We start from the raw sequence: 13,852 nt of genomic DNA on the forward strand, positions 1-13,852 counted from the left end.
CCGCAACGAAAGTCAGTTACCCGGAGGGAACCATCAGCACGTGGCTCTCCGCGGCCGGTTCGGCGAACCGCAGCAACTCCGCCCCGGCTGCCTCCAGTGCACTGACGTCCTTTTTGGACAGTTTCTCGAAGGGTTCCACGGTCAGCGTGGCGACCCCACCGGAGCGGTCGATGGTCCAGCGGCCCCTGACGAAGCCGTCGGTCAGCACCACCTGCGGGATGAGCCCGTTCTTGGTGAAGATCCGCTTGCGGTACTCCTCGCTGAGGATGCGGGTGCGGTCGGCGAACGAGAGCAGGTTCTGGTCGAACCCGCCGAGGAAGCACGCCGGCGCCGGGGTGTCGGGATCCGGCCGGGGCGCGTCGGGCAGGTCGAACAGCTCGCGCCCGGCCTCGGTGCGGAAGGTGCGCAGGCGCGGTCGCAGCCGGTCGACGACCTCGCCGAGCCGGGTCAGCCCGCACCAGGCCTGCACGTCCATCACGCTCGCCGGACCGAACGCCCGCAGGTACCGCAGCACGAACTCCTCCGGGGACGGGTTGGCCACCGTCGGCTCGCCAACCCATTCGTCCAGCACCACGTAGGTCGGCTGTCCCGCCCGGCCCCAGACACCCCGCGGCGGGATCTGCACGAGGGGCAGCAGGTTCCTGGCCGCCTGCGAGAGCGAGGACGGCGTGTGTCCCGGCCATCGCTCGGCCAGCGCGTCGCCCAGCGCCTTGCCGGACAACGGCCCCTCGGCGAGCAGTTCGCGTGCGTCCGCCGCCACCGCGGGGCAGTCCAGCCCGCGCCAGGTGGGATTGGTCCGCATGTAGTTGTCGAGCAGGGGCTGGGTCAGCGTGCGCCAGTCGAGCGCGTCGCGGGCGGTGAGGAGGTGCACCGTGCCACGCATGGTGACGATGCGAACGACCCGGCGGTCCAGCAGCAGTTGGGACAGCTCGTCCGGCTGGAAGCCGTCCAGCCGCGCCCACAACGCGTAGTACGGCGGAAACGGTGCCTGCGCCTGCAAACCGGCGAGGTGCTCCACCGCGTCGTACGCGGCCATCCGCGCGCGCCCCAACAACAACTGACGGCTCAACGTGGCGCGGTTGAGCGCACGCGTGTCCAGTACGTCCCCAGTCGACATGGGCAGAGCCTAAGAGAGAGCTGGCGTGTCGGCTTCGGCTGCGGTGTCGGATCTTCCAACATTGTCGGATGCGTGATCAGGTTTTGACCGACGAGCTGTAGGCGCGGCTGGAGCTCAAAGGGGGGACCACACCGGGCCGAGCCCGGTCGACCGGCGCAAACCCGGCTCCAAGCACCACCTGATCACCGACACGCACGGCACTCCGCTCGCCGTCACGCTGACCGGAGGACACCGCAGGCGGCGTCACCCAGCTGATCCCGCTGCTCGACGCCGTCCCGCCCATTCGGGGCGTGGTCGGCAAGCCACGTCGGCTGCCGCAGCGGCTCTACGCCGACCGCGGCTATGACCACGACAAGTACCGGCGCTTGGTCCGAGCCCGTGGCGTCACCCCGCTGATCTCCAAGCGCGCCCCGGCTGCTGGCCGTATGCGGAATCTCGGTTGGTGGCCGGCGGGGAGCCGAGGGCGGCGGACTGCCGGGGGCTGAGGTGAGGTGCTGAGGGCGGCGGGAGCGGGGAGTCAGGGTGATGGGAGCGGGCGGCGGGGTGGATGGTGTAGCTGGCGACACCGCGCGAGGGCCGGGGTGGGGGAAGAATCAGCGGTATGGACAACGTATGGCGCCGGGTGGCCGAGTCACTTCGGTACTGCCTCGGGACCCTGGGGACCGGCATCACCGCGGCGGTGATGCTGCCGGTGATGATCTTCACGGCGGCGGTCAGCCTGCTCGGGATCGGGTTGTTGGCGTTGCCCCATGAATTGCGGTGGCTGGCCATGGCCGCCGACTTCGAGCGGCGGAGGGCGGGGGGTCGCCTGGGGCGGACGATCCCCGGCCACGAGCGGCTTGGTGGCCAGGTGCGTGAGCTGCTGGCCGATCCGGCGACCGTTCGCGACCTGCGCTGGTTGCCGGTCCACCTGCTCGCCGGGCTGGTGCTGGGCACGATCGGCACCGGCTTCATCCTGATCCCGCTGCTCGCGGTGCCGGCGATCGCGCTGTGGTGGCTCTTCCCGGAAGACGACCCGATGCGGGTGCTCGCGAACATCCCGGTGACCAACTGGGGCAGCGCCATCGGGCTCGGGCTGGTCCAGTTGCTGCTGTGCGTCGTCCTCGCCGTGTTCGTGGCGCCTCGGATCGCTGACCTGAGCGCCCGGATCTCCGCGTTGCTGCTGGCGCCGTCGGCCAGGGAGGAACTGACCGAGCGGGTGGAGACGCTGGAGGAGACGCGGGCCGGGGCGGTCGACGCGCACGGTGCCGAGCTGCGGCGCATCGAGCGCGATCTGCACGACGGTACGCAGGCCAGGCTGGTGTCCATCGCCATGCGGCTGGGCCTGGCCGAGCAGCAGCTCGCCCGCGACCCGCAGGCGGTGGCCAAGTTGCTCGCCGAGGCGCGGGAGGGTGCCGAGGAGGCGATGACCGAGCTGCGCGGCGTGCTGCGCTCGATGTACCCGCCGATCCTGGCCGACCGCGGTCTGGAAGGCGCGCTGGCGGCGGTGGCGGCCAACTGCCCGCTGCCGGTGGAGCTGGACGTGCCCACGCTCGGCAAGCTGCCTGCCCCGGTGGAGGCGGCCGCGTACTTCGTGGTCAACGAGGCGCTGACCAACGTGGTCAAGCACAGCGGAGCGACCGGTGCGCAGGTCACGGTCACCCGGATCGGCGATACCTTGAGCGTGATCGTGCTGGACAACGGGCGCGGCGGGGTCAGCGAGGAAAGGGGTACCGGAGTGGCCGGGATGAGGCGCCGGATCGCCGCGCTGGACGGGCAGTTCATGGTGGACAGCCCGGTGGGCGGTCCGACCGTGGTGGCGATGGACTGCCCGTGCGGGTCCTGATCGTCGAGGACAACGTCCTGCTCACCGAGGGGCTGAAGCTGCTGTTGAGCACCGCCGGGCACGAGGTGGTCGACACGGTGACCGACGGCGCGGCCTTCGTCGAGGCGGCGGCAAGGCACCGGCCCGATGTGTCCATTGTGGATGTACGATTGCCGCCGTCGTTCACCGACGAAGGGGTGCGGGCGGCGCTGCGTGCCCGCCGCGAGACGCCGGGACTGCCCGTGCTGGTGCTTTCGCAGTACGTCGAGCAGACCTATGCCGGTGAGCTGCTTTCCAGCGGCGAGGGCGGGGTCGGCTACCTGCTCAAGGACCGCGTCGCCAGGGTGGCGGAGTTCCTGGACGCGCTGGAGCGGGTCGCCGGCGGCGGCACCGCGATGGACCCCGAGGTGGTCGCGCAGCTGCTGACCAGGCGGCACGACCCGCTGGCGGCGCTGACCGCGCGCGAGCGCGAGGTGCTGGAACTGATGGCGCAGGGATTCGCGAACGGGGAGATCGCGAAGCGGCTGGTGGTCACCGACCGGGCCGTGCACAAGCACATCGGCAACATCTTCGCGAAACTCGATCTTCCGCCGGACGAAGCCGGGCACCGGCGGGTTCTCGCGGTGCTGGCCTTCCTCGGGTGACCTCCCGGGTAACGCGAAAATTCTTCGAGTTGAGACCTGAGACACAACCCACCGGTATACCGGGAGGTAGGTCTTAAAAGTGAAGAGCGGCCAGGTTTTCCCTTCCTCTGGCCGGTGGAGGAATCTGTAGTGGCCGCCGTGCTCTGTGGACTCGGCGCGTGGCTTCCGCCGCGCGTGCTCACCAACGAGGAGATCGCCACCCGGCTCGACACCTCGGATGAGTGGATCCGCAGCCGCACCGGCATCGCCGAGCGGCGGGTCGCAGGCCCCGGATTGTCCACTGTGGACATGGCGGTGGCGGCCGGGGAGCTGGCACTGGCCTCGGCCGGAGCCGACGCCCCCGCGGTCGACGCCCCTGCGGTCGATGCGGTGGTGCTGGCCACCGCGACGCCGGACCAGGTGTGCCCGGCGAGCGCGCCGCAGGTCGCCGCCCGGCTCGGGCTCGGCGAGGTCAACGCGGTCGACGTGAACGCGGTGTGCAGCGGATTCCTCTACGCGCTGGCGACCGCGAGCGGGTTCATCGCGGGCGGGATCGCGCGGCGGGTGCTGGTCATCGGGGCGGACGCCTTCACCACGCTGGTCGATCCGGACGACCGCGGCACCGTGCCGATCTTCGGGGACGGCGCGGGTGCCGTGGTGCTGCGGGCCGGCGACGCCGACGAACTCGGCGCGCTCGGCCCGTTCGCACTGCACAGCGACGGCGCGCTGGCGGACCTGCTGATGGTGCCCGCCGGCGGGGCGAAGCAGCGGCGGTCCGACGATCCGCGCGACTACTTCCTCGACATGCAGGGGCAGGCGGTGTTCCGGCAGGCGGGCACGCGCATGGCCGAAGCCTCGCGCACGGTGCTGAACCAGGCGGGCTGGACCGTCGGCGACGTGGACCGGTTCATCGGGCACCAGGCCAACATCCGCATCCTGCAGTCCACCGCGAAGCACCTCGGGCTGCCGCAGGACGCGGTCGTGGTGAACATCGAGCGCACCGGCAACACCAGCGCGGCGTCGATCCCGCTGGCGATGGCCGACGCCCAGCGGGACGGCAACCTGCTGGCCGGGCAGAAGGTGCTGCTGAGCGCCTTCGGCGCCGGTCTGACCTGGGGCGCGACCCTGCTGCGCTGGCCGGCGCTGGTGGGTGCGTAGGAATCCGTGGGGCACCCCTCGACTGTGCCCCGCGGCGGTGCTCGCCCGCTCCGCCCGACCCGAATCTGTGGACAACCACCCCGCTTGTGGACAACTCAGGAGCGCGGCGTGAAGGTCACGGTAGGTTGTTGGCGTCCCCGGAGTCGGAGGCGGCGATGGCGGCGCCAGAGTTCGCGTTCGGTCGTGGTCGCGGCGTCGAGCACGGCCTGACTGGCCAGGATGCGGTGGCGGACGCCCTTCGCGTTGTCGGTCAGGCGTGCGGCTTCGTTCACCGCGTCGCCGATCACGGTGTATTCGAAACGGCTGCTCGAGCCCAGCTGCCCGGCGAACACCGGGCCGCTCGCGACGCCGATGCCCAGGTCCAGTTCACCGGCCTCGCGCACGGAGTCGCGGATGGCCCTGGCCGCCTGCAAAGCCGCGGTGGCGGGGTCGGCGAGCCGTGTGGGGGCGCCGAAGATGCAGAGGGCGGCGTCGCCCTGGAACTTGTTGACCAGGCCGCCGTGGGTGCCGACGGCATCGACGACGGCGGCGAAGAACCGGTTCAGCTTCCGCACGACCTCGACCGGAGGTGATTGGTAGGCCATCGCCGTCGAATCCACCACGTCGACGAACAACGCGGTCACCTCGCGCACATCGCCGGACAGCGACGCGCCGTACTCCATGGCGTGCCGTGCGACATCCGCGCCCACGTGCCTGCCGAACAGGTCGCGCAGCCGGTCGTGTTCCCGCAGGCCGTCGACCATGTCGTTCACCGACGCCTGGAGCCGGCCGATCTCGCTGGAGTCGTCGACCGGCACGTGCACGTCCGTGCGCCCGCGGGCGACCCGATCGAGGGCGAGCTTGAGCTGGTGCAGCGGAGAGGCGACCGAGCGCGCCAGCAGCGCGGTGGCGATGGCGCCGATCACCAGGCCGATCGAGGCCAGCAGGATCAGGCTCGCCGTGGGGTCGCGGGTGCCGAGGTACGGCGGCAGGACCACGACCAGCACGCCCAGCATCGGCACGCCGCTGGCCAGCGCCCAGGTCACCACCAGCCGGGTGAGCACGGTCACCGACAGCGTGCCCTCCGGCGGCCGGGCCTTCAGCGCCAGCGCCATCACCGGCCGGGCCAGCCGTTCGGCGAGCAGGTAGGTGAGGCCGACCGTGGTCAGGCCACCGAGGAAGATCGTCAGGCCGACGCCCATCGCGTCCCAGAGTGACCCGAGCACCCACGCGAGCCCGCCGAGCACCAGCGCGCCTGTCAGCCACAACGTGCCGCTGACCAGCGCGAGGTCGACCGGGATCCGCAGCGCGCGGCGCACCTCGTCCTCGGACGGCTCGCGGTCGAAGAGGAACCAGACCGCGGTCCGCCGCTGCAGCAGCGCCGTCCACAACGAACCGGCGAGCAGCGCGAAGACGATGTACCCGGCGGAGCTGATCACCATCGTCCAGCCGTGTTCGCCCACGTCGTGCGGGATGTCCTGGAGCGCCAGCAGCACGAAGACGACGCCGGAACCGCACACGCTGGAGCCGATGCCGAGCGCGGCGAAACCCAGGCTGGTGCGCAGCAACAGGGGGAATCTCGGCGGAAGAGACTCACGGATGCGCACGTGGTGATCGTATGGCGCCGCGGGAAAATGCGTGGCCGCGGCCCGCGCCGGAAATTACCCTGGCCGGTCGTTGCGTCGGAAAGGGGAATCGCGGTGGAGCCGCTCACAGAGGCCGAGATCAGGGCGTCGTTCGTCAACTGCTCGAAGGGCGAGGCGAAGGGCCTGACGCTGCCCGCCCGGACGGAGGAGATCCCCTGGCCGGACCTGGATTTCCTGGCCTGGCGGGATCCGCGGGCGGTGCAGCGGGCGTACCTGGTGACCCGGCACGACAGCGGCGTGGTCGGCCTGTCGCTGCGGGCGACGCAGCCGCCGAAGAGCCGGTTGCGCAGCAACATGTGCGGCCTGTGCATGACCACGCACGGAGTGGTCGACGTGGCGTTGTTCTCCGCGCGCCGGGCGGGTCAGTCCGGAAAGGACGGCAACACGCTCGGGCTGTACGTCTGCGCCAACCTGCGCTGCTGCGACTACATCCGCGGCAAGCTGAAGCCGGAGACACCGCAGCCGAAGGAAACCGTCACGCTGGACGAGCGGATCGCGCGGCTCGAAGCCAAGCTGCACCGGTTCGTGGACCAGGTACTCGGCGCCCGCGTCTGAGCAGGAAAACGGTCAGGAGGCCTTCTTCTTCGACGAAGACGAAGACGAAGACGAAGCCTTCTTGACCGCCTTCTCCAAGTCGGCCCTGGTCATCTTCGAGCGGCCCTTGATGCCCAGCTCGCGCGCCATCTTGTCCAGGTCCGCCTTGCTCAGCGAGGACAGGTCCTCCGCAGCGGAGGAGGAGTCGGAGGAAGAGGACGGCTTCCGGCCCTTCACGCTCTTCGCCAGCGCCTCGAACAGGTCCACCACCTGCGTGGCCTGGGCGGGCTCGTCCTCCGGGGTGACCGTGCGCCCGGCCTTCTTGTCCTTCACCAGCTTTTCCACGCGCTTGGTGTAGGTGTCCTCGAAGTTCTCGGGCTTCCACGGCTCCGACATCGAGTCCACCAGCGCCACGGCCATGTCCAGTTCCTTGCCGCGCGGCTTCGCCTTCGCGGGCAGCCTCCGCAGCTCCTTGGCGGGGTCGCGCAGGTCGGCCGGGAAGTGCAGCGTGTTCAGCACCAGCACGCCGTCGCCCGCGCGCAGGGCGGCCAGGTATTCCTTGCCCCGCATGACGAACTTCGAGATCGCCGCCTTGTTCGTCTTGTCCATCGCGGCCAGCAGCAGCGTGTACGCCCGCTCGAACTCCTCCTTCGACGGCGCCAGCCAGTACGTCTTCTGGAAGTACGTCGGGTCGATCTCGTCGAGGTCGACGAAGGCTTCGATGTCCAGCGCGCGCGAACGGCCCGGCGCGATCTCGTCCAGTTCCTCCGGCTCGATCAGCACGTAGTCGCCGTCTTCGAGTTCGTAGCCCTTGACGATGTCGCCGTACTCGACCTCCTTGCCGGTGCGCTCGTTCACCCGGCGGTACCGGATCCGGTCGGAGGTGCCGCGCTGGAACTGCCGGAAGTGCACGGTGTGGTCCTCGGTGGCGCTGTACAACTCCACCGGCACCGTGACCAGGCCGAAGTTCACCGCACCGGACCACATCGGTCGCGCCATCTCGAGCCTCCTAAGCGAACTCGGCGAGCTGGGCCCTGGCTTCTTCGGCCGATCCCGCGTGCTCGTGCATGTCCTGCCAGGGATCGTCCTTCTGCGCCAGGCGCCGCCGCAACTTGGGGATGTCGTAACCGTCCGGCTCGGTGCGCCCCAGTTCGTCCCAGTCCAGCGGGGTGGCCACGCGCGCGCCCGCCCGTCCGCGCAGGGAGTACGGCGCCACGAACGTCTGCGCGTACCCGTTGCGAGCCGTGTCCAGGAAGATGCGTTTGCCGCGCTTGTTCTTCCGGAACTCCGTGGTGAGCAAGGCCGGTGCCTTGGAGGCCAGGAAGTCCGCCGCCTCACGGGCGAACGCCACCACCGTCTCGTGTGGACTGGACCGGTCCAGCGGCGCCACCACGTGGTACCCGCGTCCGCCGGTGGCCTGCACGTACGCGGTCAACCCGACTGCCTTGTACAGCTCCCGCACCGCCCGCGCGACCTCGCGCAGCGAGTCCACGGCCGTGCCGTTCGGCGGGTCGATGTCGATCACCACGAGGTCCGGGTGGTCCAGCGCGTCCCAACTGGAGGTCCAGATGTGGAACTCCAGCGCGGCCTGGTTCGCCAGGTAGACCAGGGTCGCCGGGTCCTCGGCGAGCACGTGCCGGGTGCTGCCCTGGCCGTCGTGCTGCGGGACGTCCTCGGTGCGCATCCAGTCCGGCCAGTGGGAAGGCGCTTCCTTCTGGAACCAGTTCTCGCCGCCGACCCCGTGCGGGTAGCGGCGCATGGTCAGCGGGCGTCCGCGCAGGTGGGGGAGCATCACCTCGGCCACGGCCCGGTAGTGCTCGATGACCTCGCCCTTGGTCACCCCGTCGGCCGGGTAGTACACCTTGTCCAGGCGCGTGGTCTTCACGTCCAGTGCGGGCATCTCGCTGACCACCTCCCGCGGTGCCTTGTCCGTCCGCAACCCGAGGTACCGGGCGTGCCGCAGGCGGCCGTCCGACGTCCACTCCGCGAAGCCCGCCTGCACCACCAGCTCCGGCTCCACCCAGTGCGGCCGCCGCTCGGGCACCTCGCCGGTGAACGGCGAGTCCGGCCGGGACAGTTCCCGCAACCGCCCGTGCAGCTCACGCAGCGTCCGCTGGTCGAAGCCGGTGCCGATCTTGCCGGCGTACCGGAGCACTTCGCCCTCGTAGTACCCAGCCAGCAGCGCGCCGAACCCCGCCCGTGACCCGGTCGGGTCGGTGTAGCCGCCGATCACCACCTCCTGCTCGCGCACGCACTTCAACTTCAGCCAGTCGGAGGACCGGCCGGGGCGGTACGGCGCGTCACCGCGCTTGGCGATCAGCCCTTCCCAGCCCTCGTCGCGGGCTTCGGCCAGGAACTTCTCGCCCTCGGTGTCGCGGTGTTCGGACAGCCGCAGCGGCTCGTCGAAGTCGAACGCGTCCGCGAGCAGCTGCTTGCGCTGCCGCAGCGGCAGGCTGGTCGCCTCCATGCCACCGAAGGCCAGCAGGTCGAACAGGTACAGGAAGACCTCGATGCCGGTGGCCACCGACGCCCTCGGGTCACGCAGGTGCATCCGGTGCTGCAGGCGCGCGAAGCTGGTGCGGCCTTCGTCGTCGAAGGCCACCACCTCGCCGTCGACCACGAAATCCGGCCCGCCCTGCGTGGCCAGTGCCTCGACCAGCTCGGGGTACGCGCCGTTCATCAGCTTCTGGTTGCGCGACCACAGCTGCGGCTCGCCGCCGTCCTCCCGGATGATCAGCGCCCGCACGCCGTCCAGCTTCCGCTCGAAGATCCAGTTCGGATCGGTGAACGGGCGGTCGGACAGCGTGGCCAGCATCGGCTCGCGCTGGAGCTTCATCGGCGCACCCCCCGAAGTCTCAGAACCGGCAGCGGACTATGCGCCCCATCCTGTTCACCGCGGGGACCCACCGCAATGCCGCCAGCTGGAGCCGGGGCACCAGCGGCAGCTTCGGCAGGTCCTCTTCGGACGCGAACTGCTGCGCGAAGTGCTCGTCGACCAGCTCCAGGCCGAACTTCTCCAGCTCGCGCGAATCGTCGAGACCCCAGTACAGCGTCGACCCGCTCTTGCGCACCACCGGATTCATCTTCTGCGCCTTGATGCCCAGCTTGCTGAAGATGTCGAAGACGAACTCGCCGGACGGGAAGCGCTCGATGACGCGCCGGAACAGGCCCTCGGCCTCGGCGTCGCGCAGGTACATGGTCAAGCCCTCGGCGACCACGACGACGGGCCGGTCGGCGGGCACCTCCTCCAGCCAGGCCCAGTCCGTCACCGAAGTGGCCAGCACCCGGTAGTTCTCGCGCTCGTCCAGTTCGGGCCACAGCTGGTGGCGCAGCTCGGCGATCTCCGGGAAGTCCACGTCGAACCACCGCGACTCCGGCGGCGGGTCGATGCGGAAGACCCGGGTGTCCAGGCCGCACCCGAGGTGCAGCACGCTGGCACCCGGGTTCGCCGCGAGCGCTTCGCGCGCCCAGGTGTCGATCGATTTCGCCCGCAGCGCCACGCTCAGCGCCATGCCGGGTTTCATCAGCTTGCCGAAGTCGTAGTCCAGCCTGCCGATCGCCTCGTCGGCTGCGGTGTCCCCCAGCACCGGTCGCGCCGACCGGCTGTCCAGGGCACGCCCCCAGAGCGTGGCGAGCATCGTCTCCTTGGTTCCGCTGAGCTGCACCCGCACCATGGATCGAACACTCCAATCACAAGTTTCACAACTTTGTGAATGGAGCGTACTCTCATTCGCCCGGCCGGCGGCTGAGTCCTTCCCGGAGCTGGGTCAGCGTGCGGGCGAGCAACCGCGACACGTGCATCTGCGAGACGCCGATCTTCTCCGCGATCTGCGTCTGCGTCAGGTTGTGCACGAACCGCAGCGCCAGGATCTTCCGCTCGCGCTCGGGCAGGTCGCGGATCAGCGGCTGGAGCATCTCGTGGTTCTCCACGTCCGCGAGCGCGCTGTCCTCCTCACCGAGCGTGTCACCGAGCGAGACGTTGTCGGTGTCCCCGGAGAGCACCTCGTCCAGCGACATCGAGTGGTAGGCGTTGCCTGCCTCCAGCCCCTCGTACACCTCGTCCTTGTCGATGCCGAGGTGCGCGGCGAGCTCGCTCGGCGTCGGCGCGCGGCCGAGGCGCTGCGCCAGTTCGGTGCTGGCGGTGCTGATGGTCAGGTGCAGTTCCTTGAGCCGGCGCGGCACCCGGATCACCCAGCCGGTGTCGCGGAAGTGCCGCCGCACCTCGCCCATCACCGTCGGCACGGCGAAGGAGAGGAAGTCGAAGCCGCGCTCGGCGTCGAACCGGTCGACCGCGTTGATCAGCCCGACCCTGGCCACCTGGACCAGGTCCTCCTTGGCCACGCCGCGACCGGCGAAGCGCTGCGCGATGTGCTCGGCCAGCGGCAGGTAACCGGTCACCAGCTTGTCGCGTACCTCGCTGCGCCGCGGATCGTCTCTCGACAGCGCGGCCATCTCGCCGAACAGTGGTGCGAGGTGCTCGTACCCGTTGCTGTCCGGCTGGTTACCCGTCACGCGCCCGGCCGTACGTCGGCGCGACGCTTGGCGAGTTCGATGTGGACTACCTGCTCACCACCGGCCGGTACGTCGACCCAGCTGGCTGCCGAGTCGGCCAGGGTGGTCAGCACGCGCCAGCCGAACGACCCGGAGCTCGGCGCTTCGCCGTCGGTCGATGGCACCGTGCCGCGGAACCGCAGCTGGCCGTCCTCCAGGACGAACCGGCAGGTCAGCAGGCTTCCCGCCTGCGCGCGGGTGATCAGCGTGGAGCACGCCTCGTCGATCGCCAGACGCAGGTCGGCGATGGTGTCGAGGTCGAAGTCCGCGCGGACGGCCAGGTTCGACACCAGCGCGCGGATGATCGGCAGGTGCGCCAGATCGGCGCCGAGCCGCACCTCTATGTCATCCAGCGGGCCGATCTCGTCCAGCGCGGGCTGCTTGCCGTTTGTCACGTCCACCTCGTCAGTCGACCCGTTGTCGCGAAGCATTTTTACCCCGCGACGCAAAACCTGAAACCCGCTCCGAATCCTCCTGGGACGTGTGTCACGTTGTCTAGCGGGACACACCCGGTGCGTGTGCCGGAGTGCGGATGCTTAGGGTGCCGGTTGTGATGACCCAGTGACGTGGTGGCACGCGATTCTGATCGCTCTCGCGGGGGTCTGGGCGGGCACCATCAACGCGGTCGTCGGTTCGGGCACCCTGGTCACCTTCCCGGTGCTGGTCGCCTTCGGGTATCCGCCGGTGACCGCGACGACCTCCAACGCGATCGGGCTGGCGCCCGGCACGATCAGCGGTGCCTGGGGTTACCGGCACGAACTGCACGGGCAGGGCAAGCGCCTGGCCGTCTACGGCGTCGCGTCCTTCCTCGGCTCGGTCGGCGGGGCGCTGCTGCTGCTCGCCCTGCCCAAGGACGCCTTCGAGACCGTGGTGCCGGTGCTCGTCGGGCTCGCCGTGGTGCTGGTGATCATCCAGCCCAAGGTGTCCGGCTGGGTGGCCTCGCGCCGGGAGAACAAGCAGAAGCCGGAGCGGATCTACGCGCCGCTCCTGCTGTTCCTGCTCTTCCTCGTCGGCATCTACGGCGGCTACTTCACCGCCGCGCAGGGCATCATGATGGTGGCCTGCATGGGCATGCTGCTCTCCGATCCGGTGCAGCGGCTCAACGGCATGAAGAACGTGCTTTCCGCCGTGGTGAACGTGGTGGCGGGCACGATCTACGCCTTCGTCGCGCCGGTCGACTGGGCCGTGGTCGGCCTGCTGGCCGCCGGCTCGGTGCTCGGCGGCCTGCTCGGCGCGAAGATCGGGCGCAAGCTCTCCCCGGTGGTGCTGCGCGGGGTGATCGTGGTGGTCGGCCTCGCCGCGATCGTCCAGCTCGTGCTCAGGTGAGCGCGGGGAACGAGCGGGCGGCGGACAGGAAGACCTCGTTTTCCTCGGGGGTGCCGATCGTCACGCGGGCCCCGTCGCCGGCGAACGGTCGCACGATCACCTTGTTCGCCAGCGCGTGCTCGGCGAACTCCATGGTCTTCTCGCCCAGCGGCAGCCAGACGAAGTTCGCCTGCGACTCCGGGACCTGGTAACCGGCTTCCAGCAAGGCGTCCCGCACGCGGGTGCGCTCGCTGACGATCTCCGCGCAGCGCGCCAGCAGCTCGTTTTCGGCGTCGAGCGAGGCGATGGCCGCGGTCTGCGCGAGCGAGTTGACGCTGAACGGGATGTAGACCTGGCGCAGGGCCGCGGTGATGTGCGCCGGCGCGACCGCGTAGCCGACCCGCAGCCCGGCCAGCCCGTAGGCCTTGGAGAAGGTCCGCAGCACGGCGACGTTCCCGCGATCGGCGGCCAGCGCGAGGCCGTCCGGCACCTCCTGGTCGGTGACGAACTCGCGGTACGCCTCGTCCAGCACCACCAGCACGTGCGGCGGCACGGCGTCGAGGAAGCGCTCCAGCTGGGCGCGGCGGACCGCGGTCCCGGTGGGGTTGTTGGGGTTGCAGACGTAGACCAGCCGCGTCTTCGGGGTGATCGCGGCGAGCATGGCGTCGAGGTCGTGGGTGTGCCCGGCGTCCAGCGGCAGGGTGACCGCGGTGGCGCCGACGATCTGGGTGAGGATCGGGTAGGCCTCGAACGAGCGCCAGGCGAACATCACCTCGTCGCCCGGTTCGCACAGCGCCTGGATCAGCTGCTGGCACAGGGCGACCGAGCCGCAGCCGACCGCGATCCGCTCCTGCGGGACGGCGAACCGGGTGGCGATGCGGTCGACCAGCGCCCACGCGCCCATGTCCGGGTACCGGTTGATCTCGGCCGCCGAAGCCGCGATCGCCGAGGCGACGCTCGGCAGCGGACCGGCGGGTACCTCGTTGCTGGCCAGCTTGATCGCCCCGGGCAGGGAGCGCCCGGGCACGTACTTGGGCAGCGACTCGAGACCGGCGCGGGTCGGCACGACGGACGGAGTGGGCATCAAGGCTCCTCGTGGGTCACTTGGTCTGCTCCTGCCACGTTAACCCGGCTG

Annotated in this window: 13 protein-coding genes and 1 pseudogene; 6 read left to right on the forward strand and 8 right to left on the reverse strand. The window is 70.2% G+C overall.

The annotated features are described in order from the left end of the window. Positions 1–16: 16 nt before the first annotated feature. Complete coding sequence (locus L3Q67_RS12370) at positions 17–1,117, reverse strand: winged helix DNA-binding domain-containing protein (protein ID WP_499189646.1); 1,101 nt, start codon at positions 1,115–1,117, stop codon at positions 17–19. Positions 1,118–1,202: 85 nt separating this feature from the next. Here L3Q67_RS12370 and L3Q67_RS12375 point away from each other — a divergent pair. The 4 genes and pseudogenes from L3Q67_RS12375 to L3Q67_RS12390 form a co-directional block, all read left to right on the forward strand. Further along, a pseudogene (locus L3Q67_RS12375) lies at positions 1,203–1,539 on the forward strand (transposase); the annotation flags it as partial. A gap of 179 nt (positions 1,540–1,718) precedes the next feature. Beyond that, on the forward strand, positions 1,719–2,942 hold the full coding sequence (locus L3Q67_RS12380) for a sensor histidine kinase (RefSeq protein ID WP_499189647.1): 1,224 nt from the start codon (positions 1,719–1,721) through the stop codon (positions 2,940–2,942). After that, positions 2,930–3,565: a response regulator transcription factor gene (locus L3Q67_RS12385; protein WP_499189648.1), complete on the forward strand. Its 636-nt coding sequence runs from the start codon at positions 2,930–2,932 to the stop codon at positions 3,563–3,565. Before L3Q67_RS12380 ends, L3Q67_RS12385 begins: the two co-directional genes overlap by 13 nt. A gap of 114 nt (positions 3,566–3,679) precedes the next feature. Further along, a complete protein-coding gene (locus tag L3Q67_RS12390) occupies positions 3,680–4,702 on the forward strand; it encodes a beta-ketoacyl-ACP synthase III (RefSeq protein ID WP_499189649.1) in 1,023 nt (340 codons plus the stop codon). A gap of 95 nt (positions 4,703–4,797) precedes the next feature. On the opposite strand, the gene L3Q67_RS12395 is transcribed toward L3Q67_RS12390, so the two are convergent. Then, positions 4,798–6,282: an adenylate/guanylate cyclase domain-containing protein gene (locus L3Q67_RS12395; protein ID WP_499191510.1), complete on the reverse strand. Its 1,485-nt coding sequence runs from the start codon at positions 6,280–6,282 to the stop codon at positions 4,798–4,800. Positions 6,283–6,381: 99 nt separating this feature from the next. Here L3Q67_RS12395 and L3Q67_RS12400 point away from each other — a divergent pair, with 99 nt between their 5' ends. Next, the gene (locus tag L3Q67_RS12400; protein ID WP_499189650.1) at positions 6,382–6,882 is read left to right on the forward strand and encodes an FBP domain-containing protein; all 501 of its coding nucleotides are present in this window, start codon (positions 6,382–6,384) and stop codon (positions 6,880–6,882) included. A 12-nt stretch (positions 6,883–6,894) separates the two neighbouring features. Here L3Q67_RS12400 and ku read toward each other — a convergent pair whose 3' ends face one another. The 5 genes from ku to L3Q67_RS12425 are packed head-to-tail and all read right to left on the reverse strand — an operon-like array spanning position 6,895 to position 11,843. Next, positions 6,895–7,860, reverse strand: a complete 966-nt coding sequence (ku, locus tag L3Q67_RS12405; protein WP_499189651.1) for a non-homologous end joining protein Ku — start codon at positions 7,858–7,860, stop codon at positions 6,895–6,897. A 10-nt stretch (positions 7,861–7,870) separates the two neighbouring features. Then, positions 7,871–9,697, reverse strand: a complete 1,827-nt coding sequence (gene ligD, locus L3Q67_RS12410; RefSeq protein WP_499189652.1) for a DNA ligase-like domain-containing protein — start codon at positions 9,695–9,697, stop codon at positions 7,871–7,873. Between the two features lie 19 nt (positions 9,698–9,716). After that, on the reverse strand, positions 9,717–10,535 hold the full coding sequence (locus tag L3Q67_RS12415) for a class I SAM-dependent methyltransferase (protein ID WP_499189653.1): 819 nt from the start codon (positions 10,533–10,535) through the stop codon (positions 9,717–9,719). A 52-nt stretch (positions 10,536–10,587) separates the two neighbouring features. Beyond that, a complete protein-coding gene (locus L3Q67_RS12420; protein ID WP_209670818.1) occupies positions 10,588–11,313 on the reverse strand; it encodes a SigB/SigF/SigG family RNA polymerase sigma factor in 726 nt (241 codons plus the stop codon). Between the two features lie 56 nt (positions 11,314–11,369). Beyond that, a complete protein-coding gene (locus tag L3Q67_RS12425) occupies positions 11,370–11,843 on the reverse strand; it encodes an ATP-binding protein (protein WP_245369232.1) in 474 nt (157 codons plus the stop codon). A gap of 130 nt (positions 11,844–11,973) precedes the next feature. Here L3Q67_RS12425 and L3Q67_RS12430 point away from each other — a divergent pair, with 130 nt between their 5' ends. Continuing rightward, on the forward strand, positions 11,974–12,738 hold the full coding sequence (locus L3Q67_RS12430; RefSeq protein WP_499189654.1) for a sulfite exporter TauE/SafE family protein: 765 nt from the start codon (positions 11,974–11,976) through the stop codon (positions 12,736–12,738). On the opposite strand, the gene hisC is transcribed toward L3Q67_RS12430, so the two are convergent. Continuing rightward, positions 12,731–13,801, reverse strand: coding sequence for a pyridoxal phosphate-dependent aminotransferase (hisC, locus tag L3Q67_RS12435; RefSeq protein ID WP_499189655.1), 1,071 nt, complete (start codon positions 13,799–13,801; stop codon positions 12,731–12,733). The genes L3Q67_RS12430 and hisC overlap by 8 nt on opposite strands. Positions 13,802–13,852: the final 51 nt, after the last annotated feature.

Origin of the sequence: Saccharothrix sp. AJ9571, assembly GCF_021725495.1 — a bacterium.
Taxonomy (GTDB): Bacteria; Actinomycetota; Actinomycetes; order Mycobacteriales; family Pseudonocardiaceae; genus Amycolatopsis; species Amycolatopsis magusensis.

Bases quoted from the DNA above. Each gene is read 5' to 3' on its own strand.
- hisC (WP_499189655.1), bottom strand. From the start codon at position 13,801: ATGCCCACTCCGTCCGTCGTGCCGACCCGCGCCGGTCTCGAGTCGCTG.
- ligD (WP_499189652.1), bottom strand. From the start codon at position 9,697: ATGAAGCTCCAGCGCGAGCCGATGCTGGCCACGCTGTCCGACCGCCCG.
- L3Q67_RS12420 (WP_209670818.1), bottom strand. From the start codon at position 11,313: ATGGCCGCGCTGTCGAGAGACGATCCGCGGCGCAGCGAGGTACGCGAC.
- L3Q67_RS12425 (WP_245369232.1), bottom strand. From the start codon at position 11,843: ATGCTTCGCGACAACGGGTCGACTGACGAGGTGGACGTGACAAACGGC.
- L3Q67_RS12380 (WP_499189647.1), top strand. From the start codon at position 1,719: ATGGACAACGTATGGCGCCGGGTGGCCGAGTCACTTCGGTACTGCCTC.
- L3Q67_RS12415 (WP_499189653.1), bottom strand. From the start codon at position 10,535: ATGGTGCGGGTGCAGCTCAGCGGAACCAAGGAGACGATGCTCGCCACG.
- ku (WP_499189651.1), bottom strand. From the start codon at position 7,860: ATGGCGCGACCGATGTGGTCCGGTGCGGTGAACTTCGGCCTGGTCACG.
- L3Q67_RS12370 (WP_499189646.1), bottom strand. From the start codon at position 1,117: ATGTCGACTGGGGACGTACTGGACACGCGTGCGCTCAACCGCGCCACG.